Source organism: Duganella sp. GW821-FHT07G03 (assembly GCF_059418605.1).
The window spans coordinates 348,829-374,676 of the sequence record NZ_JBWKQE010000002.1; the positions used below are offsets into that span (position 1 = coordinate 348,829).

General features: G+C 63.9%; 25 protein-coding genes. 6 read left to right on the forward strand and 19 right to left on the reverse strand.

Annotated features, from left to right (window positions below):
• Nucleotides 1–5 precede the first annotated feature (5 nt).
• The 6 genes from astD to AC07OK_RS05505 all read right to left on the reverse strand — a co-directional run bounded on the left by astD (nt 6) and on the right by AC07OK_RS05505 (nt 6,961).
• Entirely contained in the window at nt 6–1,499 is a 1,494-nt protein-coding gene (gene astD, locus AC07OK_RS05480) for a succinylglutamate-semialdehyde dehydrogenase (protein ID WP_494689329.1), read from the reverse strand.
• A complete protein-coding gene (gene astA, locus AC07OK_RS05485) occupies nt 1,492–2,550 on the reverse strand; it encodes an arginine N-succinyltransferase (RefSeq protein ID WP_494689330.1) in 1,059 nt (352 codons plus the stop codon). The genes astD and astA overlap by 8 nt, the downstream gene beginning before the upstream one ends.
• 13 nt (nt 2,551–2,563) lie before the next feature.
• A complete protein-coding gene (locus AC07OK_RS05490) occupies nt 2,564–3,601 on the reverse strand; it encodes an arginine N-succinyltransferase (protein ID WP_494689331.1) in 1,038 nt (345 codons plus the stop codon).
• Nucleotides 3,602–3,693: 92 nt separating this feature from the next.
• A complete protein-coding gene (astC, locus tag AC07OK_RS05495; protein ID WP_494689332.1) occupies nt 3,694–4,938 on the reverse strand; it encodes an acetylornithine/succinylornithine family transaminase in 1,245 nt (414 codons plus the stop codon).
• A 141-nt stretch (nt 4,939–5,079) separates the two neighbouring features.
• A complete protein-coding gene (locus tag AC07OK_RS05500; RefSeq protein WP_494689333.1) occupies nt 5,080–6,039 on the reverse strand; it encodes a GlxA family transcriptional regulator in 960 nt (319 codons plus the stop codon).
• Nucleotides 6,040–6,046: 7 nt separating this feature from the next.
• On the reverse strand, nt 6,047–6,961 hold the full coding sequence (locus AC07OK_RS05505; protein WP_494689334.1) for a DMT family transporter: 915 nt from the start codon (nt 6,959–6,961) through the stop codon (nt 6,047–6,049).
• A gap of 80 nt (nt 6,962–7,041) precedes the next feature.
• Here AC07OK_RS05505 and AC07OK_RS05510 point away from each other — a divergent pair, with 80 nt between their 5' ends.
• The 3 genes from AC07OK_RS05510 (at nt 7,042) to AC07OK_RS05520 (ending at nt 8,730) form a co-directional block, all read left to right on the forward strand.
• Nucleotides 7,042–7,515 carry a MarR family winged helix-turn-helix transcriptional regulator gene (locus tag AC07OK_RS05510; RefSeq protein WP_494689335.1) on the forward strand — a complete coding sequence of 158 codons (474 nt, stop codon included), beginning with the start codon at nt 7,042–7,044 and terminating at the stop codon, nt 7,513–7,515.
• Nucleotides 7,512–7,793, forward strand: coding sequence for a hypothetical protein (locus tag AC07OK_RS05515; protein ID WP_020700711.1), 282 nt, complete (start codon nt 7,512–7,514; stop codon nt 7,791–7,793). Before AC07OK_RS05510 ends, AC07OK_RS05515 begins: the two co-directional genes overlap by 4 nt.
• A 100-nt stretch (nt 7,794–7,893) precedes the next feature.
• Complete coding sequence (locus AC07OK_RS05520; RefSeq protein ID WP_494689336.1) at nt 7,894–8,730, forward strand: HDOD domain-containing protein; 837 nt, start codon at nt 7,894–7,896, stop codon at nt 8,728–8,730.
• Between the two features lie 131 nt (nt 8,731–8,861).
• Here the strand turns inward: AC07OK_RS05520 and AC07OK_RS05525 are convergent, their stop codons facing one another.
• Genes AC07OK_RS05525 through eat form a run of 6 tightly spaced genes read right to left on the reverse strand, consistent with a single transcriptional unit; the run spans nt 8,862 to nt 14,779 of the window.
• Complete coding sequence (locus AC07OK_RS05525) at nt 8,862–9,479, reverse strand: glutathione S-transferase family protein (RefSeq protein WP_494689337.1); 618 nt, start codon at nt 9,477–9,479, stop codon at nt 8,862–8,864.
• 60 nt (nt 9,480–9,539) lie between these two features.
• Nucleotides 9,540–10,235: a helix-turn-helix transcriptional regulator gene (locus tag AC07OK_RS05530; RefSeq protein ID WP_494689338.1), complete on the reverse strand. Its 696-nt coding sequence runs from the start codon at nt 10,233–10,235 to the stop codon at nt 9,540–9,542.
• A gap of 44 nt (nt 10,236–10,279) precedes the next feature.
• On the reverse strand, nt 10,280–11,125 hold the full coding sequence (gene eutC, locus AC07OK_RS05535; protein ID WP_494689339.1) for an ethanolamine ammonia-lyase subunit EutC: 846 nt from the start codon (nt 11,123–11,125) through the stop codon (nt 10,280–10,282).
• Between the two features lie 11 nt (nt 11,126–11,136).
• A complete protein-coding gene (locus AC07OK_RS05540) occupies nt 11,137–12,528 on the reverse strand; it encodes an ethanolamine ammonia-lyase subunit EutB (RefSeq protein ID WP_494689340.1) in 1,392 nt (463 codons plus the stop codon).
• A gap of 26 nt (nt 12,529–12,554) precedes the next feature.
• The gene (locus tag AC07OK_RS05545) at nt 12,555–13,376 is read right to left on the reverse strand and encodes a TorF family putative porin (RefSeq protein WP_494689341.1); all 822 of its coding nucleotides are present in this window, start codon (nt 13,374–13,376) and stop codon (nt 12,555–12,557) included.
• Nucleotides 13,377–13,399: 23 nt separating this feature from the next.
• Nucleotides 13,400–14,779, reverse strand: coding sequence for an ethanolamine permease (eat, locus tag AC07OK_RS05550; RefSeq protein WP_494689342.1), 1,380 nt, complete (start codon nt 14,777–14,779; stop codon nt 13,400–13,402).
• A gap of 206 nt (nt 14,780–14,985) precedes the next feature.
• Between eat and AC07OK_RS05555 the strand changes: the two genes are divergently transcribed.
• On the forward strand, nt 14,986–15,903 hold the full coding sequence (locus tag AC07OK_RS05555) for a helix-turn-helix domain-containing protein (protein ID WP_494689343.1): 918 nt from the start codon (nt 14,986–14,988) through the stop codon (nt 15,901–15,903).
• On the opposite strand, the gene AC07OK_RS05560 is transcribed toward AC07OK_RS05555, so the two are convergent.
• Together AC07OK_RS05560 and AC07OK_RS05565 are read right to left on the reverse strand one after the other, a co-directional pair.
• The gene (locus AC07OK_RS05560; protein WP_494689344.1) at nt 15,896–16,429 is read right to left on the reverse strand and encodes a chromate transporter; all 534 of its coding nucleotides are present in this window, start codon (nt 16,427–16,429) and stop codon (nt 15,896–15,898) included. The genes AC07OK_RS05555 and AC07OK_RS05560 overlap by 8 nt on opposite strands.
• Nucleotides 16,426–16,980 carry a chromate transporter gene (locus AC07OK_RS05565; protein WP_494689345.1) on the reverse strand — a complete coding sequence of 185 codons (555 nt, stop codon included), beginning with the start codon at nt 16,978–16,980 and terminating at the stop codon, nt 16,426–16,428. The genes AC07OK_RS05560 and AC07OK_RS05565 overlap by 4 nt, the downstream gene beginning before the upstream one ends.
• A gap of 92 nt (nt 16,981–17,072) precedes the next feature.
• On the opposite strand from AC07OK_RS05565, the gene AC07OK_RS05570 reads away from it, so the two are divergent.
• Entirely contained in the window at nt 17,073–17,960 is an 888-nt protein-coding gene (locus AC07OK_RS05570; RefSeq protein ID WP_494689346.1) for a LysR family transcriptional regulator, read from the forward strand.
• Between the two features lie 76 nt (nt 17,961–18,036).
• Here AC07OK_RS05570 and secF read toward each other — a convergent pair whose 3' ends face one another.
• From secF to queA, 5 genes are all read right to left on the reverse strand, one after another.
• Nucleotides 18,037–19,059, reverse strand: coding sequence for a protein translocase subunit SecF (gene secF, locus AC07OK_RS05575; RefSeq protein ID WP_494689347.1), 1,023 nt, complete (start codon nt 19,057–19,059; stop codon nt 18,037–18,039).
• A 12-nt stretch (nt 19,060–19,071) separates the two neighbouring features.
• A complete protein-coding gene (secD, locus tag AC07OK_RS05580; RefSeq protein WP_494689348.1) occupies nt 19,072–20,934 on the reverse strand; it encodes a protein translocase subunit SecD in 1,863 nt (620 codons plus the stop codon).
• Nucleotides 20,935–20,999: 65 nt separating this feature from the next.
• On the reverse strand, nt 21,000–21,335 hold the full coding sequence (yajC, locus tag AC07OK_RS05585; RefSeq protein WP_020700692.1) for a preprotein translocase subunit YajC: 336 nt from the start codon (nt 21,333–21,335) through the stop codon (nt 21,000–21,002).
• A gap of 126 nt (nt 21,336–21,461) precedes the next feature.
• Entirely contained in the window at nt 21,462–22,601 is a 1,140-nt protein-coding gene (gene tgt, locus AC07OK_RS05590) for a tRNA guanosine(34) transglycosylase Tgt (RefSeq protein ID WP_494689349.1), read from the reverse strand.
• Between the two features lie 8 nt (nt 22,602–22,609).
• Entirely contained in the window at nt 22,610–23,638 is a 1,029-nt protein-coding gene (gene queA, locus AC07OK_RS05595; RefSeq protein ID WP_494689350.1) for a tRNA preQ1(34) S-adenosylmethionine ribosyltransferase-isomerase QueA, read from the reverse strand.
• Between the two features lie 129 nt (nt 23,639–23,767).
• On the opposite strand from queA, the gene recG reads away from it, so the two are divergent.
• Complete coding sequence (gene recG / locus AC07OK_RS05600) at nt 23,768–25,834, forward strand: ATP-dependent DNA helicase RecG (protein ID WP_494689351.1); 2,067 nt, start codon at nt 23,768–23,770, stop codon at nt 25,832–25,834.
• The last annotated feature ends 14 nt before the right edge of the window (nt 25,835–25,848 follow it).

Consider the following 25,848-nt stretch of genomic DNA (forward strand, 5'->3'; position numbering starts at 1 on the left):
GTTCCTTAGAAGTGCATGCCCGGCGACAGTTTCGCAGGCATTTCAAGTACATTGTTTTCGATCGATGCGACCGGATAGGCGCAGTAGTCGGCCGCGTAGTAGGCGCTCGGGCGATGGTTGCCCGATTTGCCCACGCCGCCGAACGGCGCGCTGCTGGCGGCACCGGTGGTCGGACGGTTCCAGTTGACGATGCCGGCGCGCGCACGCACCTGGAAGATCTTCCACAGGTTTTCGTCGTTCGAGATCAGCGCCGAGGCCAGGCCGAATTCGGTGGCGTTGGCGGCTTTGATCGCGCTGTCGAAGTCCGCCACGCGGATCACCTGCAGCAGAGGGCCGAACCACTCTTCGTCCGGGATACCTTTGGCGTCGGTCACATCGACGATGCCGGCGCTGACAAAGCCGGTGTTATCGACCAGCTGACGCATCGCCAACAGGCTCTTGCCGCCTTTGGCGACCATGTCTTCCTGCGCCTGCACCAGGCGCTTGGCGATGGCTGCCGAAACAACAGGGCCCATGAACGGCGCCGGTTCAGCGGCCGAAGCGCCGATGGTCAGGCGGCTGGCCACGTCGACCAGGCGCGCGATGATCGCGTCGCCCTCGGCGCCCTGCTTGACGATCAGGCGGCGCGCGCAGGTGCAGCGCTGGCCGGCCGAGATGAAGGCCGACGAAATCGCCATGAACACGGCGGCGTCGATGTCCATGGTCTTATCCTCGTCCCACACCACCAGCGGATTGTTACCGCCCATTTCCAGCGCCAGCATCTTGCCCGGCTGGCCGCCGAACTGCTTGTGCAGCGCGGTGCCGGTCTGGCAGCTGCCGGTGAACAGCACGCCGTCCAGCAGTTCGTTCTGGCCCAGGGCGACGCCGGCATCGCGGCCACCGTTGACCAAATTGATGACGCCTTTCGGCACGCCGGCCTGTTCCCACAGCTGCACGGTCTTGACGGCGGTGCGCGGCGCGTATTCGCTAGGCTTGAAGACGACGGTGTTACCGGCGATCAGCGCCGGCACGATATGGCCGTTAGGCAGGTGGCCTGGGAAGTTGTATGGACCGAACACGCCGAACACGCCGTGCGGACGATGACGCAGCACTGCCTCGCCGTCGGCGACCTTGTTCTGGGTTTCGCCGGTGCGCGCGCCGTAGGCCTGCACCGAGATGTCGACCTTGTTGGCCATGGTGGTCACTTCGGTGCGGGCTTCCCACATCGGCTTGCCCACTTCCTCGGCGATCAGCAGCGCCAGCTCTTCCGCGTCCTGTTTCAGCAGATCGCGGAAGCGGGTGCAGACGGCGATACGATCAGCCAGCGGCGTCAAGGCCCAGGCTTCAAACGCATCGCGCGCGGCGGCGGCGGCGTGGCCCACGTCCTGCGCGGTCGATTCGTTGCTGGCCCAGGTCTGCTTGCCGTTCGATGGATCGATGGTGACCAGTTCGGCGCCGCTACCGGCGAGCCACTCGCCGTTGATGAAGTTACTCAAGACTTTATTCAAAGCGTTAGACATGTGGATTCTTCCTCAAATTAAGGGTCAGCGTGCGCACCGTATCGCCGGTATGGCAGTGCAGGAGTTGTTGTTCGGCTTCCGGCAACGCGATGGCGCCGTTGACCGGCACCGATTGCGACAGGATCATGCGGAAATCCTTGAGCGTGGTGTTCGACACCAGCATCGGTTCGGCGGCGATGGATTCCGGCGCGCAGGCCGAATCCCAGTCCGTCGCCAGGCCGATTTCGGCCAGCGTGCTTTCGCGCATGGCGCGCAGTTCAGACACGCGCGCCTGCAACACCGGGCCGGCGTCGAAGATGTCGACATAGCCTTCGAAGTACAGGCCCTCCTGCTCCAGCAGGCGGCGCGCCGGCGCGGTCGACATGTGGACCTTGCCGATCACCTGCTGCGCGTCTTCCGGCAGGTAAGCCACGTACAGCGGCTGGCGCGGCATCAATTCGGCGATGAAGGACTTCTTGCCGACGGCGGTCAGGTCGTCGACGTGGTCGAAGTCCATCTTGAAGAAGTGGCGGCCCAGGCCTTCGTAGAACGGCGAACGGCCGCTCTCCTCCTGGTAGCCGCGCATTTCGGCGATCAGTTTTTCGGTGAACAGGTGCGGGAACTGGGCGATGAACAGGAAGCGGCTCTTCGACAGCAGCTTGCCGTTGTTGCCGGTGCGGTAGTCAGGCGCCAGGAACAGCGAGCACAATTCGGTGCTGCCGGTCAGGTCGTTCGACAGGTACAGCGTGTCCATGCGGGTGAACACGTCCAGCTCACGGCTCGAGTGCACCAGCGTACCGATGCGGTAGTTGTAGAACGGCTCCGTCAGGCCGACCGCGCCCTTGATCGCGCACACGCCGGCGATGCGGCCGTTGTCGGTGTCCTCCATGACGAACATGTAGTCGCGCTTTTCGGGCGGGATGGTTTCGGCGAACGAGGCGACGGCGATCGCCAGGCGGTCGCCCATCATCTTCATGTCCGGCTTGAGGGTGGTCATGCCGCTGCCGACCTGCGTGGCCATCACGTACAGGGCGTCGAGGTCGTTGGCTGTGATTGCGCGTACTACTAGCATAATTGATCCACTCTTAAATTCTGACGCAGATGACGGTATCGCCTTCGGCGATCTGGAGCGCTTCCAGCACGTCGGCCGGCAGCGCCACATTGACTTGCGATTCCAGCGCCGCGCAATGCGTGACCACGGCGCGGAAGTTGTGTTCGGAGCCGGACGACACGGCGTAGCGCAGCTGCGGTTCGCGGCCGCGGTCCGGCGATTCGGCGGCGGTGGTCACGCGGCGTTGCAGCGCGCCGTTGAAGGTGCGCAGCGAATTCTTGTGCGCCTGCAGGATCGGGCCGCCGTCGAAGATGTCGATGTAGTCGTCGGCTTCGAAGCCTTCGGCCGTCAGCAGGTTGAACGCCAGCTCGCCCGACGGATGGATCTGGCCCATGGCCGCCTGCGCGTCGCCCGGCAGCAGCGGCACGTAGACCGGATAGTGCGGCATCAACTCGACGATCAGCGTGCGGTTACGCGCGCCGCCGATGACGCGCTCGGCGTCGAGGAAGTCCATCTTGAAGAATTTGCGGCCCAGCGCATCCCAGAACGGCGAACCGCCGTCGGCATCGGTCACGCCGGCCAGCGGCACGAAGAAGCGGTCGGCGAAGCGGTGCGGCGCCAGCACGGCGAACATCAGGCGCGCGCGCGACAGCAGGGCCGCTTCCGGCGTGCCGTGTTCGCGTTCGCCGACGTAAAAGCTCGACAGCTGCGAGTAGCCGGTCAGCTCGGAGCACAGCGTCAGCGCGTGCACGCTGTGGCTGATGTTCAGGTCGCGCGAGACCTGCTGGATCACGTCGTTACGGAAGGAGAAATAGGTGCCGTTGGAACCGGCGGCGGCGAAGATCGCGGCGGTGCCGACGATGGTCTTGTCCTGCGGCGATTCGAGCACCAGCAGGTAGGATTCTTCGCTGGGGATGTCGACGTGCGCGGCAAACGAGGCGATCGAACGCTCGATCATGTCGGCGATCTTCTCGCGCGTTTTCGGCAAGGTGTGCACACCCGGCATGGTCACTGCGGCCAGCGCTTCGAGGGCAGCAATATCCGCAAGTTCTACCGGACGGACTACATACATGGGAACTCCTCAGATTAACGCACAAGCCCGGAGCAGAAAGCACCGGGCTGAAATGAAAGGCGGCGGAACCAGGTCCGCCGCCGTAGGTGCTATTAAGCGGCCTTGATCATGCCGTCCAGCGACAGGCGCAGGATGCGATCGGCTTCGGCGATCTGGGCGTCGGTGACGATCAGCGCTGGCGCCAGGCGCAGCACGTCCATGCCGGCGATCAGCACCATCAGGCCGTTGGCTTCGGCGGCGCGCTGGATGTCCTTCGAACGGCCTTTCCAGGCGTCGGTCACGACCAGGCCTTGCAGCAGGCCGGCGCCACGCACCAGCGTGAACACCTGCGAGTAATCGGCCACCAGTTTTTCCATCGTCGCGCGCAGCTTGGCGCTGGCTTCCTTGACGCGGGCCAGGAAGGCCGGCTGGTTGATCGTGTCCAGCACGGTCAGCGCCACGGTCGCGGCCAGCGGGTTGCCGCCGTAGGTGGTGCCGTGGGTGCCCACGCCCAGCGTCTTGGCCAGTTCGTCGGTGGTCAGCATGGCGCCGATCGGATAGCCGTTGCCCAGCGCCTTGGCCGAGGTCAGGATGTCCGGGGTGATGCCGTAGCTCATGTAGTGGAACAGCTCGCCGGTACGGCCCATGCCGCACTGGACCTCGTCGAAGATCAGCAGGGCGCCGGTCTTGTTGCACAGGTCGCGCAGCTCTTGCAGGAAAGCCTTGTCGCCTGGAACCACGCCGCCTTCGCCTTGCAGCGGCTCGACGATCACTGCGCAAACGTCGTCGCCGATGGCGGCGCGTGCGGACTCGATGTCGTTATAGGTCACGTGGTCGATCGCTGGTGGCAGCGGCTCGAAGCCTTCGGTGTACTTGGACTGGCCGCCGACCGACACGGTGAACAGCGTGCGGCCGTGGAACGACTGGTAGCACGACACGATGCGCGACTTGTGCGGACCGAACTTGGTGTGGGCGTATTTGCGGGCCAGCTTCAGCGCGGCTTCGTTGGCTTCGGCGCCGGAGTTGCAGAAGAAGGCGCGGTCGGCGAAGGTCGCTTCGGTCAGCGCGGTGGCCAGGCGCAGCACTGGCTCGTTGGTGTAGCCATTGCCCAGGTGCCACAGGGTGTTGGCCTGGCGGGTCAGCGCCTCGACCAGGATCGGGTTGCAATGGCCCAGCGAAGCGACGGCGATGCCGGAGGTGAAGTCCAGATAGTGCTTGCCATTTTGGTCCCACAGGTCCAGACCAGCGCCTCGGACCGGTACCATCGCTGCTGGTGCATAGGTTGGCACCAGAACTTCATCAAAGGTCTGACGAGTTACAGGACGGGTAGTTACGGTCGTATCGAGCTTGGCGTTCATGGCATTCCCTATCGTTGTTGGGTAAGGCGCGGCACAGCACCGCGTGGACCCATTATAAAAAGCGGCATGCTAAAACTCTTTTCTAATGGCGACAAGGATTTTCACTTTTGGCCGCAAAGTAAGCTTGTCAGAACAACCAGTCTATACAGGTGGCAGCAGCTTGCGTTGCCGTTCCTCGCGCGGGGTGTTGCCGAACAGCGCACCGAAGGCGGTCGAGAAGTGGGAGCCGGACGAGAAGCCGCACATCAGCCCGACCTGGACGATGGAGTGATTGGTCTCCAACAGTAGCTGGCGGGCGCGTTGCAGGCGCAACTCCAGGTAGTAGCGCGACGGCAGGCTGCCCAGGTATTGCTTGAACAAGCGCTCCAGCTGGCGGCGCGACAGGCCGACCAAGTTGGCGATGTCGTCGGTCGACAGCGGTTCCTCGATATTGGTTTCCATCAGCGTCACCGCCTCGGACAGGCGCGGCTGCAAGGCGCCGAAGCGCGCCTGCAGGGCGACCCGCTGGCGCTCCTCGTGGCCGCGCACGCGCTCGATGCACAGGCTTTCCTTGATGCCGGCCTGCACGGTGGCGCCGAACAGGTGCTCGATCAGGGTCAGCGAGAAGTCGATGCTGGCGGCGCCGCCGCAGCAGCTCAGGTGGCGGCCGTCCAGCTCGAACAGGTGCGGCGTCAGGATGGCGCGTTCGGAGATGCCCTCGGTGTCGGCGTACAGCGCCCACGGCAACGCGATGCGCACGCCCGCCATCAACCCGGCGCTGGCCAGCCACAGCACGCCGGCGCCGACGCCGCCCCAGTACTCGGCCGAGCGGCAGCGTTCGATGACGGCGCGGCTCAACTCGGGCGCCAGCGGCGACTGGCCCTCGTCCGCCACCAACAAAGCAAGGTGTGGACTGTGAGGCGGCCAGCCCGGCTGCGCCAGCACCACTTGCGCCGGCGTCATGGTTTCCAGATGCAGCACGTCGCGGCCCAGCGCGGCGGCGGCCAGGCGCAGCGGCTGCACCAGGCCGGCCCAGGTGAGCGCGTCGGCCTCGCCCGCGTTCACCAGCAGCATGCGCAGCGGCCGCTCCTGGATGACGCGGGATAAATTATCGAAAGACATAAGACACCTACTCCGGAGCCAGCGCGGCGGCGGGCCGCTCGGTGCTCCACTGGCTGACGATCATGCCGGAAATCAGCAGCACCGCGCCCAGCAAGCCGTTCCAGGCCAGCGTCTCGCCCAGCCAGAAATACGCGAAGATCGCCGCGCAGCCCGGCTCGAAGGCGTAGATCACGGCCGCCTCGTTGGCGCTGCTGTGGCTCTGGCCCCAGGTTTGCAGCGAAATGATGGCCGCCGTGGCGACCACGCCCAGGTAGACCAGGTTCAGGCCGTACATCTGCAAGCCCTTCCAGATGTAGCTGACGTAGTCCGGCAGATCCTGGCTGCGCTCGGCAAAGCCCAGCGGCACTTCGCGGATCAGCAGCCAGGCGGCGGCGCACACGGCCACCGTCAGGATCTGCGAGGCGGTCAGCACCATCAGCTTCTCGACCTTGCGGGTGGTGGTTTCCATCAACTTGACGTAGATGCCGAAGAACAGCGCGCACAGCAGCGCCAGCGTATCGCCGCGGCCCCAGGTGAAGCTGCCTTCCCAGCACAAGGCGAACAGGCCGGCCAGCGCCAGCACCAGCGCGACGACGATGCGGCGCTCCAGCCGCGCGCCCAGCAGCACGCCCAGCAGCGGCGGCACCAGCACGTTCAGGCCGGTGACGAAGGCGTTGCGGTTGGAGCTGGTCAGCGCCAGCCCTTCGATCTGGAACACATAGCACAAGAACAACACCCCACCGGCGATGATGCCCCAGCGGATATCGTTCCACTTGGCGCGCCACATAAACGGCAGCAACAGCAGGCCGGCCAGCGCGAAGCGGCACAGCACGATCCAGCTGGCCGACAGGTAGCCGGTCATGTCCTTCATCGCGGGGAAAGTCGTGCCCCATACCAGGGTCACGATGAGCAAAGCGGCGATGCCGCGCAAGTGTTGAGGCATGGTTTTTTTATTATGAATGTGCGTCCGCCATTATAGTCCCGGCCAAGATTGCCGGTGCGAACCGGCTATAATCACAGTCTATGGGTGAACGATTTTTGAAAAGTATCCGGCTGCTGGCCGATTGCTTACAGAGCTACGAGCGGCTCTCTGGCCAGTATGTGCGCCAGAGCGGCTTGACGCACGCCCAGTTCGATATCATCGCCACGCTGGGCAATACGCCCGGCATGTCCTATAAAGAATTGGGCGACAAGACGCTGATCACCAAGGGTACGCTGACCGGCGTGATCGAGCGCTTGGAACAAAAAGGGTTGGTGGAGCGTCAGCGCAATGACTGCGACAAGCGTTCCTTCTTTGTCCGGCTGACGGCGGAGGGCGAGCAGGTGTTCTGCACGGTCTTCCCGAAAGTCATCAAGGAGAGCGGAAAAGTGTTCGCGCACTACAGCGAAAACGATTACGCCGCCCTTGAAAAAACCCTGAGCGATCTTAAAACTGTCATCATGGCCGGCCATACCGAATGCCCGTCCACCTGCGACTCAACCAAGGAAATCATTTGAAAACGACTCTGCTCGAAGGCAAAAAGCCTGCCAAGTTCGACAAACACATCATCGGCAACCTGCTGCTGAACCAGTCCACCCCTGACGAAGTGCGCCAGGAAAAGCTGATCATCGGCGTGCGCAACGAAGACGGCGAGATCTACCGCCTGATCGGCGCGACCAAGCACAACAGCTTCATGAACGCCATCGAGGAACTGTTCGACCTGGGCCTGACCGACGAACTGCAAGACACCGACGCCACCCAGGACGGCTGCGACGCCATCTTCAGCGAGCAATAATCTGCACTAAAGGGGCGCGCCGAAGGCGTGCCGTGGTGTCGCAGAAAAGTATTTTCAGAAGAAGTGCCACGCGGCAATATTCCGAGTATAATTTTTTGCAATGGACAGACTCGAAGCCTTCAAGACTATTGCTGCTCAGGCGAGCCGGGGGGAGCTTTCGTTCCCGGCCAACGTCAACGCCTCGCTGCGCCTGCAGCAGGCGCTGAGCGATCCCGATTGCCACACCGAGGCGGCGGCCAAGCTCATCCAGGCAGACCCGTTGCTGGCGGCGCGCAGCGTCGCCATCGCCAACTCGGTGGCCTACAACCGCTCCGGTACTGAAATCTCCAGCGTGCGCGCGGCCGTGCAGCGGCTCGGCGTGCGCACCCTGCAATCGCTGGTGGCGGCGCTGATCGTGCGCCAGATCGGCAGCCAGGTCACCGATCCCGCCCTGCTGGCCAAGATCAATCAACTGTGGGAACACACGGCGCACGTCGCGGCCCTGTCGCAGGTGATCGCGCGCCGCGTCACGCACGTCGATCCGGATACGGCGCTGTTCGCCGGCATCATGCACGAGGTGGCGGGCTTCTACATGCTGTCCTGCGCCGGCGATTTCCCGGAAGTGATGGATGGCGAGCCGGAAGACTGGGTCGAGCACGGCGAAGTGGAAATAGGCCGTGGCGTGATGACCAAGCTGGGCGTGCCGGACGGCGTCTACCGGGCGATCGAATCGATGTGGGTGGGCCTGCGCGCGCTGCCGCCGGAAACCCTGGGCGATACGCTGCTGCTGGCCAATGATTTGTCGCCGGTGCATTCGCCGCTGTACCAGCGTCCGGGCGCGACCACGCTGCAGGGCGCGCGCACCATCGACTTCGTGGTCGGCGAAGGCACGCTGCACGCCATCATGAGCGAATCGGCGCTGGAAGTGCAGTCGCTGTACGCGGTGCTGATGCTCTGAACAAAAAAAAAGCCCGCTGGGGAGCGGGCAAAGTCCAAAACTAGGGATCTCCTCCAGAGGAGACAAGTCCAGAATACCCCTCCCGCCCGGCCCGCTCTGTGCGCCATTTCACATATGGACGTAGATTTCCATCACCACACCGGTTCCGTCTGTTTCCACGCGTCCAGTTGCTGAACGCGGCCTAACCACGCCATCATCTTGGGATATTGAGTGACCGGCAACTTAGCTTGCTCGATGTACATCAGCGGCGCGGCCAGCGCGAAATCCGCCAGGCTCAGCTTCTCGCCCACCACCCAGTCGCGTCCCGCCAGATGCTGCTCCAGCACGGCGCCAAATCTCGCCACCAGCCGCGCGCCCCGGTCCAGCTCGGCCTGGTCGGGCAGGCCGTTGCCGGTGATGCCCTTCCAGATGTTTTCCCAGACGATGATGGCCAGCGCCGGCGAGAAATGCTGGCACGCCCACAACAACCAGCGGTTGATGTCGGCCCGCACCACGACATTGTCCGGGTACAGCGTCTGGCCGTGCGTGCGGTCGGCCAGGTACTGCATGATGGCGCAGGATTCCCACAGGATGAAGTCGCTGTCCTGCAGCACCGGCACCATCGAATTGGGATTGAGCGTTTCCAGGCGGCGCCGGTCTTCCGGGCTCATCAGGTTCACTTCGGTCACTTCCAGCGGCGTACCCATGTGCAGGGCCGCCAGCATGACGCGGCGCGAGTTGGCGGAAGCGGGGTGGTGGTATAAGCGCATGGCAGTCTCCGATGAATGAGTTGAGGACTACATCGTACGACCGCCCCGCGACAGTTTTTGTCAGGAGTCTTCGCGCAGGTTGTGTTGCTGGCGCCAGGTCTTGAGCAAGTCGCTGCGGCGGGCCGGGTAGCGCACGCCCAGCGACTCCACCTCGGCGATGCGGTCGATGCGAAAATGGCGGAACGCCATGCGCAGCTCGCACCACGCGGCGAGCAAGCGCTTACCCTCCATGAAAGCCAGCGCGAACGGCCACACCACCCGCTCCGACGGCTTGCCGTGCTCGTCCTGGTAGGCCATGCGCAAGCGGTGCTGGTAGCGGATCGCCTCGCGCACCGGGCGCACGTGGACGTCGCTGGCGGTGTCCTGGTCCTGGTACAGCGGCACCCACAGGCTGGTCTCGGCCATGTCGTCGCGCAGATCCTTGGGCGAGGCGGCGGCGATCTTGGCCAGCGCGTTGCTGGCGGCGGCGGCCAGCGCCTCGTCGCCCTGCCGCCGCACCCAGCGCGCGCCCAGCACCAGCGCCTCCAGCTCGTCGGCGCCGAACATCAGCGGCGGCAGGAAGAAACCGGCCTTGAGCATGTAGCCGACCCCGGCCTCGCCTTCCAGCGGCGCGCCCAGGCCGGACAGGGTCTGGATGTCGCGGTAGATGGTGCGCTCAGATACACCCAGCTGCTCGGCCAAACGGGCGGCGGTGACGGGACGGCGGTAGCCGCGCATCGCGTCCATCAACAGGAAAAGTCGGCCGGTACGGCTCATTGTCGCTCTCTCGCAAGTCGGTCGGCGGGACGTCCGCCCGCCGACTAATCGAGGTCGAGCAGGAAGTTGCGTTGCGGCGCGTCCAGCAGGGTATTGTCGGTGGCTGTTTCATCCTTCAGCGCGACGCCGGACAACTGCCGTTGGCGCGATTCGGACAGCAGGTAGTGAAGCTTGTAGGCTGCATCATTGTAGGTCAAACCCGCCGGACGCACATTCGAGATGCAATTTCGTGCGGCGTCGGTCAGGCCGGTGCGCGGCGCCCACGTCAGGTACAAGCCCATGCTGTCCGGCGAGCTGAGGCCGGGGCGTTCGCCGACCAGCACCACCACCGCGCGCGCGCCCAGCAACTCGCCCACCTCGTCGCCCACCGCCACCCGCCCCTGCCGGACGATGGACAGCGGCGCCAGCGACCACGATTCGGCGGCCAGGCGCGCCATCAGCACCTTCAGGAAGGGCAAGGCGTTCTGTTCGATGGCCAGCGCCGACAAGCCGTCGGCGATGACGAAGGCCAGGTCGTGGCCGGCCGCCTCGCGCTCGCGCTCCAGCAGCGCCTGGCGCGAGGCCTCGTCCAGCCGGCGGCCCAGGTCGGGGCGTTGCAGATAGATGTCGCGGCTGGCGGCCGCACTGTGCAGCGACAGGCAGGGCAAGCCGCTGGAGGCTTGCAAGGCATCGCCCAACGTCGCGTGATCCAGCGCCAGATGCACGGCATCACGCGCGCGCGCATGCGCGAGCTGGAACTCCAGTTGCGGCGCGGTCGGCTGGCTGACGCCGCTGCGCCCCAGCGCGATGCGGGCCGCCGTGAAGCGCCGCAGCGAGCCCCACGGATTGCTCGTCACCACGCCGTCATCGCCAACGGGGCTGGCCGGCAGCAGGCGCTCGTCGTCGTTCATTCTGGTTCCCATCAGTTCAAGCTAGCCAGCGCTCGCTGGAAAGAAGCCGGCAGCGCTGTGCCCAGTGTAACGTAATCGTCGCGGGTGAAGATTTCCATCTCCTTCAGCCAGGACTCGAATTCCGGCGCCGGCTTCAGGCCCAGCACGCGGCGCGCGTACAGCGCATCGTGGAAGGACGTGGTCTGGTAGTTGAGCATGATGTCGTCCGAACCGGGGATGCCCATGACGAAGGTGCAACCGGCCGTGCCCAGCAGGGTCAGCAGGATATCCATATCGTTCTGGTCGGCCTCGGCGTGGTTGGTGTAGCAGACGTCGCACCCCATCGGCAGGCCCAGCAGCTTGGCGCAGAAGTGGTCCTCCAGCCCGGCGCGCACGATCTGCTTGCCGTCGTACAGGTACTCGGGGCCGATGAAGCCGACCACCGAATTGACCAGCAGCGGCTGGAACTTGCGCGCCACCGCGTAGGCGCGCGTCTCGCAGGTCTGCTGGTCGACGCCGTGATGGGCGTTGGCCGACAGCGCGCTGCCCTGCCCCGTTTCGAAATACATCACGTTGTTGCCCACCGTGCCCCGTTGCAGCGACAGCGCCGCCTGCTGCGCCTCCGCCAGCAAGGCCAGGTTGATGCCGAAGCCGGCGTTGGCCGCCTCGGTGCCGGCGATCGACTGGAACACCAGGTCGATCGGCGCGCCGCGCTCGATGGCGGCGATGGTGTTGGTCACGTGGGTCAGCACGCACGATTGCGTGGGGATGCCGTAGCGGTCGATGATCTCGTCGAGCATGGTGACGATCTTGATCACCTGCGGCACGTTGTCGGTGGCCGGGTTGATGCCGATCACCGCGTCGCCGCTGCCGTACAGCAGGCCGTCCAGCACGCTGGCGGCGATGCCGGTGGCGTCGTCGGTCGGGTGGTTCGGTTGCAGCCGCGTCGACATGCAGCCCGCCAGCCCGATGGTGTTGCGGAAGCGGGTGACGACGCGGCATTTCTTCGCCACCAGGATCAGGTCCTGGATGCGCATGATCTTGGAGACGGCCGCCGCCATCTCCGGCGTGATGCCGGGTGCGACGGCGGCCAGCACGGCTTCATCGGCGGCGTCGCCCAGCAGCCAGTTGCGGAAGTCGCCCACGGTCAGATGGGCGATGCGGGCGAAGGCGATGCGATCGTGATCGTCGATGATCAGCCGCGTCACCTCGTCCTGCTCATACGGCACCACCATCTGGTTCAGGAACAGCGACAGCGGCAGCTCGGCCAGCGCCATCTGCGCCGCCACCCGCTCCTCGGCGCTGGCCGCCGCCAGCCCCGCCAGATAGTCGCCGGAACGCGCCGGCGTCGCCTTCGCCATCAAGTCCTTCAGGTCGCGGAACTGATATGTCCTGCTGCCTACCGTATGTGCAAAGCTGCTCATTGCCGTCTCCCGATGCTGCCGGTGGTCTAGAAGTTGCGCGAGGCCGTTACCACCAGGCGCTTTTGTGCCACGTTCTTGCCGCTGCCGTCGGCGTTGAAGAAGGTCCACAAGGGCGTGCCGTTCTTGCTGGCGTCGCCGCTGTTGTAGGTCCCCGCCGCCGTGAACGCCCAAACGTCGATCGTCTTGGTCACGCCCGCCTTGACGTCGAAGAAATTGAAATCGCTCATGTTGCGCACTTGCTGGCGGCCCGCGTGCAGGTTCAGCACCAGGCCCGGCATCAGTTCGGGATTCCAGTTCACTTCGGCGTAGGCGGTGCCGCGCGTATTGGCCAGCTTGCCGCTGTCCGGCTGCACCGCGAAGCCGAACCAGTACTCGCTCAACGCCACCCAGGCGTAGGCGTTGAAGGCGCCCATGTTCACGCCCAGCTTGGCCTCCTGCGTATGGTACTTGATGTCCTTGCCGCCCGCCGCATAGTGCGCGCCGGGATACCAATAGGTGACCAGGCCGGCGTCGATATTGCTGTCCGCGCTGAGCGGATAGCGGTAGCCGCCGTAGACGTCGATCTCCGAACCGCTGCCGTTGTTATAGGCCGCGTGCGAGACGCCGGAGCCGAACAGGCCGAGGTAGAAGCCGCTGACATGGGTGAAGTCCAGCGTGGCTTGCGCCGTCGGCTTGGCCTGCGTCTGCGAGATGCCGCGGAAAATATAGTCGGACACCAGCGTTACGTTGCCGGTGTTGGTCCAGTCGGGCGCGGGTGCAGCCGGCGCGGCTTCAGCGGCCAGTACGCTGCCTGCCGCGCAAGCCAGGCATCCGGCCGCGGCCAGCAGGGAGAAAAAGGATTTGGACATTAATTGTGCTCCGTTGATGTGAGTTAGACAGCGTCGAACGCCGCGTGCTGCTGACGATTGCCCTTGGTGGCCAGGAAGAAACCATAGCCGGCGGCCATGAAGCCGACGAACACGCCAAAGATTAGCAGGTTGTAATAGATCATCGTCACCAGGCAGATCAGCGCGCCGATCAGCGCAATCGCCGGGAACAGCGGATAGAACGGTGCGCGGAAAGGACGCGCCATGTGCGGCTCCGTACGACGCAGCTTGAACAGGCTGAGCATGCTGAGGATGTACATGGTGATGGCGCCGAAGACCGACATGGTGACGATGTTGGCGGTCAGGGTCTGGCCGCCGATCTTGATCAGCTCGTCGCTATAGATGGCAGCGATGCCGATCACGCCGCCCGCAAGGATGGCGCGGTGCGGCGTCTTGAAGCGTGGGTGGATCTTGGCGAAGTAATGCGGCAGGTAAGCCTCGCGTGCCAAGGCAAAGATCTGGCGCGAATAGCCGAGGATGATGCCGTGGAAGGAAGCGATCAAGCCGAACAGGCCCAGCCAGACCAACATATGCAGCCAGTTGCTGTGCTCGCCGACGATGATCTTCATCGCCTGCGGCAATGGATCGTTGATGTTGGCCAGCTTGGTCCAGTCGCCCGCGCCGCCGGCAAACACCATCACGCCGATCGCCAGCAGCACCAGCGTAATGATGCCGGCGATGTAGGCGATGGGGATGGAGCGTTTCGGGTCCTTGGCTTCCTCGGCAGCCATAGCCACGCCCTCAATCGCCAGGAAGAACCAGATCGCAAACGGAATCGCCGCGAACATGCCGGGTATCGACGCGATGCTAAAGCTGTCCTGCCCCGACCAGCCGCCCTTGACGAAGTTCGCCACCGAGAAGCCCGGCGACACCACGCCCATAAACACCAGCAATTCAAAGATGGCCAGCAGTGTCATCAGCAACTCGAAAGTCGCCGCCACCTGCACGCCGACGATGTTGAGCGTCATGAACACGACATAGGCGCCGACCGCCGCCGTCTTCGGATCGACGGTGGGGAACTGCACATTCAGGTACGCGCCGATCGCCAGCGCAATCGCCGGCGGTGCGAACACGAACTCGATCAGGGTGGCCGCGCCGGCCAGGTAGCCGCCGGTCGGGCCGAAGGCGCGCTTGCTGTAGGCGAACGGGCCGCCCGCATGCGGGATCGAGGTGGTCAGCTCGGTGAAGCTGAAAATGAAGGTGGTGTACATCGCCGCGATGAACAGCGCCGTGATGGTAAAGCCCAGCGTCCCCGCCGAGGCCCAGCCATAGCTCCAGCCGAAGTACTCGCCCGAAATCACCAGGCCTACCGCGATGCCCCACAACTGGAAGGTGCCTAGCGACTGTTGCAGCGCCGGTTGCCCGGCCGCCTGTTTTGCATTCATGTGATTCTCCCTAAGGTAAGGCGCGTCTGGTATGGAAGTTGCAGCAGAATCGAGTATAGGAGCGAGCCAAATGCCAGCGTTATCGAAATTCGGCAAACTTGCGAGGGGCTGGCGTCCACGGGAAGAAATAACAACAGTGGGAGAAAAATAATATGCACCAGACTGCGACAGCGTTGTTACACAGTGCGCCAGATTTGCGCACTGTGATGGCGCACGACGCCGACGAATTGGCCAGCAAGCTCACCAACTGGCAACAAAGCTACGACCAGATCAGCGCCGGCCTGTTCCACGGCGCGCTGACCGAACTGCGCCTGCCGCAGCTGCAAGTGTTCCGCGAAAGCCTGAGCCAGTCGGTGCGCCAGTCCTGCCGCGTGTGGCCGGACGCCATCTGGTTCGGCCTGCCCGACCACGGCGCCAGCACCCGCATCAACGGCCGCCAGACCGAGGCCGACTGGATTATGGTGCAGCCCGGCAATGTTGAGTTCGAACTGGTAACACCGAGCGCCTACAGCATCTTCGGCATCGTCGCCAGCCGCGAACTATTGGTCGAGACGGCCCGGCGCTACGGCTGCCAGATCGACTGGCAGCGCGTGCAGTCGGCCGAGCTGTTGCAGGTCGATGCGCAGGCCCAGGTCAAATGCCTGCGCATCCTGTCGCAACTGCTGCCGGCCGAGGGGGAGAGCACGGCGGAAGGTGCGGCGCAGTGGCAGGAACTGGTGCTGTCCACCCTGCTCGACATGCTGGACCACAGCTGCGTGGAGCCGGCGCTGGCCGCCAGCCTGCAACGGCGCCGCCACGTGGTCGCGCTGGCGCGCGAATACATCATGGCGCACCGCAGCGACTCGATTACCGTGCCGGAGTTGTGCGAACGGGTGCACGTGAGCCGCCGCACGCTGCAATACTGCTTCGAGGACGTGCTGGGCATGAGCCCCATGCTGTACCTGCGCATGGTGCGCCTGAACGGCGTGCGCCGGCAGCTGCAGGACGGCGGCGCCATCGGCGACGTGGCCGGCTCCTGGGGCCTGAGTAACTTCAGCCAGTTCTCCAGCGACTACCGCAAGCTGTTCGGCCACTGCCCATCGGCCTCGCTGCGGTCGCGGTCAACGCAGCAATCGCTCAGGTAAGGCCCAGCATGCCGGCCAGCGCGCCGGCCGCGATCAGCAGCACCGGATTGATCTTGGTCCGCAGCAGTATCAACGCGGCCAGCACCGTCAGCATATCCGCATGCCAGTTGACGTTGGAGATGCGGGTGAACAGCCAGGCGGTGGCGGCCAGGAAGCCGATTGATATCGGCGCGAAGGCATCACCCAGCGCCTGCGTCAGTCGTCCGCCGGCATGGCGGGCCTGCAAGCGTATCGCGCCCAGTGTCAGCAGCGTCGAGGGTCCCAGCACCGCCAGCGTGGTGAAGATGGCGCCCGCCCAGCCGGCGATCAGCCAGCCCACCAGCGAAACGAACAGCAGGTTGGGACCGGGCGCAGCCTGCGCTATCGCATACGCGGCCGAGAACTGTTCATTGTTCAGCCACTGCTTGCCTTCGACCACGTAGTGCCCAACCTGCGGCCCTAGCAGCACCACGCCGCCGCCCACCGCCATCAAGGACATCACCGCGATGTGCAGCGATAGTTCGACTACCGGTGATTGCTCGTTCATTTTCTCTCTCCCACCAGATAGGTCGCACCGGTGCCCAAGGGCGCCAGCACGCAGAACACCAGCGCCAGCTGCCATTGCAGCAGACCCAGTCCGATAAAGGCCAACACCAGCAAGACCGCCTGCAACTGCGTGCGGTGTTCGCGCCAGTCGGCCTTGGCGAACATGGCCTTCGCCATCTTGACGGCGGTGGCAAGGATCAGCCCCGCCGCCACCGCCGCCATGCCGCGTATCGCGTGGCGAAACGTCTCGACCTCGCCGAAGCGCTGGTACACCACGCCCAGGGCGATGACCACCAGGAACGGGCCGGCGACCATGCCGGCCAGCGCCGCCAGCGCGCCGCTGGTGCCGGCGTAGCGATTGCCCACCATGAGCGAGACGTTGCAGATCGTCGGACCGGGCAACATCTGGCTGGTGGCGAGATACTTCGCGAACTCCTCGGCCGTGAGCCACTTGTGCTGCTCGACCAGGGCGCGGTAGGCGAACGGCATTACGCCGCCAAAGCCCATCAGCGCCAGCTTGGAGAACACCAGGAAAATTGTTGAGAGCGGCATGATTGTCTCCTTCGGTTTCAATGGAGCGGATTTTCCACCTCCGACAAATATAAGTACAATGAATTTATTTAGCCCATTCATTCATTTTTCTGATGAAAATAGACATACTCGGCGTGCAGGCTTTTGTCGCGATTGCGGACTTTGGCGGATTCCAGAAAGCGGCGGAAACGCTGTACGTCACGCAGACCGCCGTCACGCAACGGCTGCGCAATCTGGAGGACTTCCTGGGTGTGAAGCTGGTCGAGCGCACCACGCGTTCGATCGCGCTGACGAGCATCGGCAAGGACTTCCTGCCGCAGGCGCGGCGCTTGCTGCAAGAGCTGTCGTCCACGCTGAACGAGATCCGCGATACCGGCAAGGCGCAGCGCGGCGACGTGGCGATCGCCTGCGTGCCGACGATGGGCATACAGTACTTGCCGCAGATCATCCAGGAATACTCGGCGCGTTTTCCCGAGAACCACATCAAGATTCTCGACCACGCCTCGTCGCGGGTGGCGGAGGCGGTGCAGCGCAGGGAAGCGGAGTTCGGCATCGGCCTGGGTGGCGGCATGCATCCCGACCTGGTGTCGGTGCCGCTGATGGAGGATCACTTCGTGCTGGTGTGTCGCGACGATCATGCGCTGGCGAAGCGACGCTCGCTGACGTGGTCGCAGATCCAGCCCTACCCGCTGATCTTCTCGGGCGACGTCAACGGCAATCGCGCGCTGCTCGACAGCTACCTGGGCAGCAAGAGCGCGGAGCTAAGCCTCCACTTCCAGTACGACGTGCAGCGCAGCGCGACGGCGGTGGGTCTGGTGGCTTCGGGCATCGCCGCCGCCATCGTGCCCAAGCTGGCGATCATCAAAGGCAGCTATCCGCGCCTGCGCGCCATCAAGCTGAAGGAGCCGACCATCTCGCGCCAGCTGGTGCTCATCACCCGCAAGGCAGGCCACCTGTCGCCGGCCGCGCGGGCGCTGTACGACATGATCAAGCCAAAATAAAAAATCCCTCCCCTGCACTGAACGCTATCTTGAGCGCGTTCAGGCTGGAGAGGGATTTTTGCGAAGCTGGCGACGCTTACACTACAGCGCCATCGGTTTCGTCTTTTTCCTTGATCGGCTTGATCAGGTCTTCACGCTTCACGCCCAGCCACATGGCCACAGCGGCGGCCACAAACACCGACGAATAAATACCGAAGCAGATACCGATGGTCAGCGCGACGGCGAAGTAGTGCAGCGTAGGACCGCCCAGGAACAGCATCGACAGCACCATCATCTGCGTGCAGCCGTGGGTGATGATGGTACGCGAGATGGTCGAGGTGATCGCGTTGTCGATCACTTCATGCACCGACGACTTGCGCTGCTTGCGGAAGTTTTCGCGGATACGGTCGAAGATAACCACCGACTCGTTGACCGAGTAACCCAGCACCGCCAGCACCGCCGCCAGCACCGTCAGCGAGAACTCCCAGTGGAAGAAGGCGAAGAAGCCGAGAATGATGACCACGTCGTGCAGGTTGGCGATGATCGCCGCCACCGCGAATTTCCATTCGAAGCGCACGGCCAGGTAGATCATCACGCCGATGATCACCATCACCAGTGCGTTCAAGCCGTTCTGCGCCAGCTCATCGCCGACCTGCGGGCCGACGAATTCGACTTTTTGCAGCGATACCGCCTCGTTGCCCGCCGCGTCCGCGCAAGCGGATTTGACCACGTGCTCGCCCTTGGCGCTGACGGCGTCGATCTGCTTGATCGAACCCTGCTCGGCCGCGCACAGCGTGGTAAACACCAGCTGCGACGCGTCCTTGGAGGTGACGTTCTTCACCACCGGCAGGCGCAGCATGACGTCATGCGCGGTGCCGAAGCCGGTCACTTCCGGCTGCTCGTAGCCGATCGTCTCCAGCGAGTGGCGGATCTGCTCCAGCTTTGCCGGCTGCTGGTACTTCAGCTCCATCACGGTGCCGCCGGTGAACTCCACCGACAAGTTCAGCGGACGGGTGATCAGGAAGAACACGGCAGCGACGAAGGTCAACGCCGAAATGGCATTGAACACCAGCGCGTGGCGCATGAATGGTATGTCTTTTTTGATGCGGAAAAATTCCATGTCAGCCCCTGTTTATTTCAGACCCGGTACCCAGACGGTACCGATAGCGATCGATTGCAGCTTTTTCTTGCGGCCGTACCAGAGGTTGACCACGCCGCGCGAGATGAACACGGCGGAGAACATCGAAGTCAGGATACCCAGGCAGTGCACCACGGCGAAGCCGCGGATAGGACCGGAGCCGAACACCCACAAGGCGACGCCGACGATCAGCGTGGTCACGTTGGAGTCGATGATGGTGGCCCAGGCGCGGTCGAAGCCGGCCGAAATGGCCGCCTGCGGGGTCGCGCCGGAACGCAGCTCTTCGCGGATGCGCTCGTTGATCAGCACGTTGGCGTCAATCGCCATACCCAGCGCCAGCGCGATCGCGGCGATACCGGGCAGGGTCAGGGTGGCCTGCATCAGCGACAGCAGGGCGACCAGCAGCAACAGGTTGCAAGCCAGCGCCAGCACGCTGAAGAAACCGAACATCATGTAGTAGACGATCATGAAGACGGCGATGGCGGCGAAACCGTACATCGTCGAATGCAGGCCCTTGGCGATGTTCTCGACGCCCAGCTGCGGGCCGATGGTGCGTTCCTCGATCACGTCCATTGGCGCGGACAGCGCGCCGGAGCGCAGCAGCAACGCCAGCTCGGCGGAGTTCTCCGCGTTGCCCATGCCGGTGATCTGGAAGCTGCTACCGAATTCACTCTGGATGGTGGCGACCGACAGCACTTCCGGCTTGCCCTTCTCGAACAGCACGATGGCCATGCGCTTGCCGACGTTGTCGCGGGTCAGGTCGCGCATCTTGCGGCCGCCGTCGCCGTTCAGCGTGATGCTGACGGCAGGCTGCTGGTTCTGGTCATACGTGGCGGTGGCGCTGGAGATGGAGTCGCCGGTGATGACGACGTCCTTGCTCAGCACAACCGGCACGTTGCGGCCGACGGTGAACAGCTCGGAGTTGAACGGAATCGCCGACGTCAGCTCGGTGCCCGGCGTGACCGAGTTGTCGGTCATGCGCACTTCCAGCGTCGCGGTGCGGCCGATCACGGCGCGCGCGCGCGCCACATCCTGCACGCCAGGCAGCTGGACCACGATGCGGTCAGGGCCTTGCTGCTGGATGATAGGTTCGGCCACGCCCAGCTCATTCACGCGCTTGGACAACGTCGAAATGTTCTGCTTGACGCCGTCGTCGATGGTTTGCTTGAGCGCGACCGGCTTCAGCGTGACGGTGGTTTTCAGCGCATCGCCTTCGCCGGAATCGACCAGCAGCAGGTCGGTCATCTGGCCTTGCAGGACGTCCTTGGCCTTCTGGCGGGTGGCGTCGTCGCGGAATTTGATTTCGATGGTGTCGCCCACGCGGTCGATGCCGGCGTGACGCACGTTCTTGTCGCGCAGCGAGGTGCGGGCCAGGGCCTGGATGCCTTGCACACGCTTGGCCAATACCGCCTTGGTGTCGACCTGCATCAGGAAGTGCACGCCGCCGCGCAAATCGAGGCCGAGGTACATCGGCAGCGCGTGCAGCGCTTGCATCCATTTAGGCGTATCCGATTGCAGGTTCAGTGCGACCAGGTAGGTCGGGTCGGCCGGATCGGCGTTCAGGCCTTTTTCCAACACAGACTTGGCGTGGAACTGGGTGTCAGGATCGGAGAAGCGGGCGCGCACGGAGGCGTAGGTCCCGGTGCCGTCGAAAGCGATGCCGTTGTTGGCGATGCCGGCGCCCTTGAGCACCTCTTCGACCTTGGCCTTCATGTCAGACGACATCTTGACGGTCGACTTGCCGCTTGTGACCTGGACCGCAGGCGATTGGCCGAAGTAGTTAGGCGCGGTAAACAGCGCGCCCAGCAGGACCGCGACTACGATCAGTATGTATTTCCAGAGAGGATAGCGATTCATATTGTTCAACGTTCAGTGTTAGGCGTCGGATGCAATAAGGCCCGCGTTACGCGGGCCGAGGCTGATTACAGCGCCTTCAGCGTGCCCTTAGGCAGCAGCATGGTGATGGAATTCTTTTGCAGCGTCATTTCGGCGCCGCTGGAGATTTCGATGGTCACGTACAGGTCGGTCACCTTGGAGACCTTGCCCAGCACGCCGCCGGCGGTCACGACTTCGTCGCCCTTGGCCAGTGCTTCCATCATGGCCTTCTGCTCTTTCGCGCGCTTCTGCTGAGGACGGATCATCAGGAAGTACATCGCGACGAACATCAGGATCAGCGGCAGGAAGCTGGTGAGGTTACCGCCCAGGCCGAGTGCGTCGAGTGGGGAAGCCGATTGGGCGTAAGCGTTGGAAATGAACACAGGTGACTCCGATAATAGTTTGAAAAAATAGCGCTGTATTCTAGCACTGGCCGGAAGGCGCTAGGTCTTCCGGCTATGTGGGTGGCATAAATCTTTTTACAAGACTTACAACACTTTTAGTTAAATTCAGATGCCGCGGCCACGGTCGGCGTGGAATTGCAGGGTCCAGGCGTGGAAACGGTCTTCATCCAGGGCCTCGCGCATCTGGCGCATGATGTCCAGGTAGTAGTGCAGGTTGTGGATGGTGTTCAGGCGCGCGCCGAGGATTTCCTGGGTGCGGTTCAGGTGATGCAGGTAGGCGCGCGAGAAGTTGCGGCAAGCATAGCAGGAGCAGGTGCTGTCCAGCGGCTCCTTGTCTTCCTTGTAACGGGCGTTCTTGATTTTCACGTCGCCGAAGCGGGTGAAGATCCAGCCGTTGCGGGCGTTACGGGTAGGCATCACGCAGTCGAACATGTCGACGCCGTTGGACACGCCATTGACCAGGTCTTCCGGCGTGCCCACGCCCATCAGGTAGTGCGGCTTGTTGGCCGGCATTTTCGGGCCGACGTGGGCCAGGATGCGCATCATGTCTTCCTTCGGCTCGCCGACCGACAGGCCGCCGATGGCCAGGCCCGGGAAGTCGATCTCTTCCAGCTGGGCCAGCGATTCGTCGCGCAGGTTCTCGAACATGCCGCCCTGGACGATGCCGAACAGCGCGTTCGGGTTCTCGCCGCGATGGAATTCGTCTTTTGATCGTTGCGCCCAGCGCAAGGACATGCGCATCGACTTGGCCGCCTCCTCAAGAGTGGCCGGGCGGTTGTCGATTTCGTAAGGCGTGCACTCGTCGAACTGCATGACGATGTCGGAGTTCAGCACGCGCTGGATCTGCATCGACACTTCCGGCGACAGGAACAGTTTGTCGCCGTTGATCGGCGAGTTGAAGTGCACGCCCTCTTCGGTGATCTTGCGCATCGCGCCCAGCGAAAACACCTGGAAGCCACCGGAATCGGTCAGGATAGGCTTGTCCCAGCCCATGAAGTCGTGCAGGCCGCCGAACTTGGCCATGACGTCGTTGCCCGGGCGCAGCCACAGGTGGAAGGTGTTGCCCAGGATGATCTGGGCGTCGATTTCCTTCAGCTCCAGCGGCGACATCGCCTTGACCGAGCCGTAGGTGCCGACCGGCATGAAGATCGGGGTCTGGACCACGCCGTGGTTCAGTTTGACTTCGCCGCGGCGGGCCTTGGTCAGGCCGCTGCTATCGGTCTTGTGTAGTTTAAATTCCAACATATTGTTCCTTATTTTGCTCGTGCTTGCGTCGTCAGCAGCATGGCGTCGCCATAGCTGAAGAAACGGTATTCGTTGGCGATCGCGTGGGCGTAGGCCTTGCGGATCTCTTCAAAACCGGCGAAGGCCGACACCAGCATCAGCAGGGTCGACTTCGGCAGGTGGAAATTGGTGATCAGGCGGGTGACCGTCTTGAACTGGTAGCCGGGCGTGATGAACAGCGCGGTATCGGCGCTGCCCGCTTCCAGCTGGCCGCCCTGCGAGGCCGACTCCAGCGCGCGCAGGCTGGTGGTGCCGACCGCCACCACATCCCGGCCGGCGGCGCGGGTGGCGCGCACGGCGTCCACGGTTTCCTGCGGCATGGTGTACCACTCGGTGTGCATCTTGTGCTCGGCCAGCACCTCGGCGCGCACCGGCTGGAAGGTGCCGGCGCCCACGTGCAGCGTGACGTAGGCGAAATTGACGCCCTTGGCCTTCAGCTCGGCCAGCAGCTTCTCGTCGAAGTGCAGGCCGGCGGTCGGCGCGGCCACGGCGCCCGGCACCTTGTTGAACACGGTCTGGTAGCGGGTTTCGTCGAACGAGTCGGCGTCGTGTTCGATATACGGCGGCAGCGGCAGGCGGCCGTGCGCTTCGATCAGGTCGAACACATCGGCGTCGAAATGCAGGGTGTAGAACTCGCCGGCGCGCTCGCCGACGGTGACGTCGAAGGCGTCGGCCAGGCGGATCTTGACGCCGGGGCCGGGCGACTTGGAGGCGCGCACCTGGGCCAGCACGGTGCGGCTGTCCAGCACGCGCTCGACCAGCGCCTCGATCTTGCCGCCGCTCTCCTTGACGCCGAAGAAGCGCGCCTTCAGCACGCGGGTATCGTTCATCACCAGCAGATCGCCTGCCTGCAGCTGGCCGACGATGTCGGCGAACTGGCGGTCGATGATCTGCCCGCCGTCCAGGTGCAACAGGCGGGAAGCGCTGCGGTCTGGCAGCGGGAATTGCGCAATACGCTCTTGCGGCAAGTTAAAATCGAAATCGGAAAGCGAGTACATTTGCGGACTTCTGGAAACTGTTGAAGAAAATTCGGATAGGCCCGAAGGCGGTGCAAGTCGTACAATACCGGCGTTGCTTTGCTGCGGCCAACCCTCTATTTTACGCTAGTGCCCGAAAAACGCTCCAATATGCCTGTTTCAACCTCCAAAACCGTCAAGAAGACAGTCAGCCCGGAAGCCAAGCTGGCCAAGCTGGGCCTGCACACCGACATGGACCTGGTGCTGCACCTGCCCATGCGCTACGAGGACGAGACCCAGGTCATCACCATCGAAGAGGCCCGTTTGCACGGCGGCGAGACCTCGCAGGTCGAGGGGCTGGTGGTCAAAAATGAAATCACCTACAAACCGCGCAAGCAGCTGCTGGTGCATATCGCCGACGAGACGGGCGATTTGCAGCTGCGCTTCATGAACTTCTACGGCAGCCAGGTCAAGCAGCTGGCCGAGGGCACGCGGGTGCGCGCGCGCGGGGAGCTGAAACACGGCTTCTTCGGCGCCGAGATGGTGCATCCGGCCTACAAGGTGGTCAACGAAGGCGCGCCGCTGCCGACATCCCTGACGCCGGTGTATCCGTCGGGCGAAGGGCTGTCGCAGCCTATCCTGCGGCGCGCCATCGGCGATGCGATGAAGCGGGTCGACTGGACCGATACGCTGCCGGAGCAGCTGCGCGCGCAGATGCAGCTGTCCGACTTTGAGCCTTCGGTGAAGCTGCTGCACTATCCGCCGCAGCAGGTGGACGAACACGCGCTGCTCGATCGCTCGCATCCGGCATGGACGCGCATGAAGTTCGACGAACTGCTGGCGCAGCAGCTGTCGCTCAAGCGCGCGCAGCGTGCGCGTCGCTCCAAGGGCGCGGCGGCACTGACGGTGATTGGCGCGCTATCCGACAGCTTCCAGGCCGCGCTGCCGTTCAAGCTGACCGGCGCGCAGCAGCGCGTGCTGAACGAAATCCGCGCCGATTTGCGCCATCCGTACCCGATGCAACGGCTGTTGCAGGGCGACGTCGGTAGCGGCAAGACGGTGGTATCGGCGCTGGCCGCCGCGCAGGCGATCGACAGCGGCTACCAGGCCGCGCTGATGGCGCCGACCGAGATCCTCGCCGACCAGCACTTCCGCAAGATCGCCGCGTGGATGGAACCATTGGGCGTCAAGGTCGCGTGGCTGACGGGCAGCTTGAAGAAGAAGGAAAAGCTGGCCGCATACGCGCTGATCGAATCCGGCGAAGCGCAGCTGGTGATCGGCACACACGCGCTGATCCAGGAGGCGGTGAACTTCGCCAACCTGGGGCTGGTGATCGTCGACGAGCAGCACCGCTTCGGCGTGGGCCAGCGCCTGACCTTGCGCAACAAGGGTGTCGAGGGCGCGGTCCCGCACCAGCTGATGATGTCCGCCACGCCGATCCCGCGCACGCTGGCGATGACCTACTACGCCGACCTGGAAGTATCGGTGATCGACGAGCTGCCGCCGGGCCGCAGTCCCATCGTCACGCGCGCCATCGACCAGAACCGGCGCGATGAAGTGATCGAGCGTGTGCACGCCGCCGCGCTGGAAGGACGGCAGATCTACTGGGTCTGTCCGCTGATCGAAGAATCGGAAGCGCTGCAACTGCAAACCGCGACGGACACGCACGCGCTGTTGGCCGAAGCGCTGCAGGACCTGAACGTAGGGCTGGTACACGGCCGCCTCAAACAGGCCGAGAAGCAATCGGTCATGGACGCGTTCACAGCCAACGAGATGCAGGTGCTGGTCGCCACCACGGTGATCGAAGTGGGCGTGGACGTGCCGAATGCATCGCTGATGGTGATCGAGCATGCGGAGCGTTTCGGCCTGTCGCAGCTACATCAATTGCGCGGCCGCGTGGGACGGGGCTCGGCGGCATCGGTCTGCCTGCTACTGTACCAAAGCCCATTGGGAGGCATCGCCAAGCAGCGCCTGATGACGATGCGCGAAACCACCGACGGCTTCGAGATCGCCCGCCGCGACCTGGAGATCCGGGGCCCCGGCGAATTCCTCGGCGCCCGTCAGTCCGGCCAGGCGATGCTGCGCTTCGCCGACCTGGAGACGGACGGCTGGCTGGTCGATCAAGCGCGCGACGTCGCCCACGACCTCCTGCACGCCAACACCCCCGAAAAAGCCGCCACCGTCGAAGCCCACCTGGCCCGCTGGCTAGGCGGCCGCGAAGAATTCCTCAAAGTCTAGCTGGGGTCAAGTCT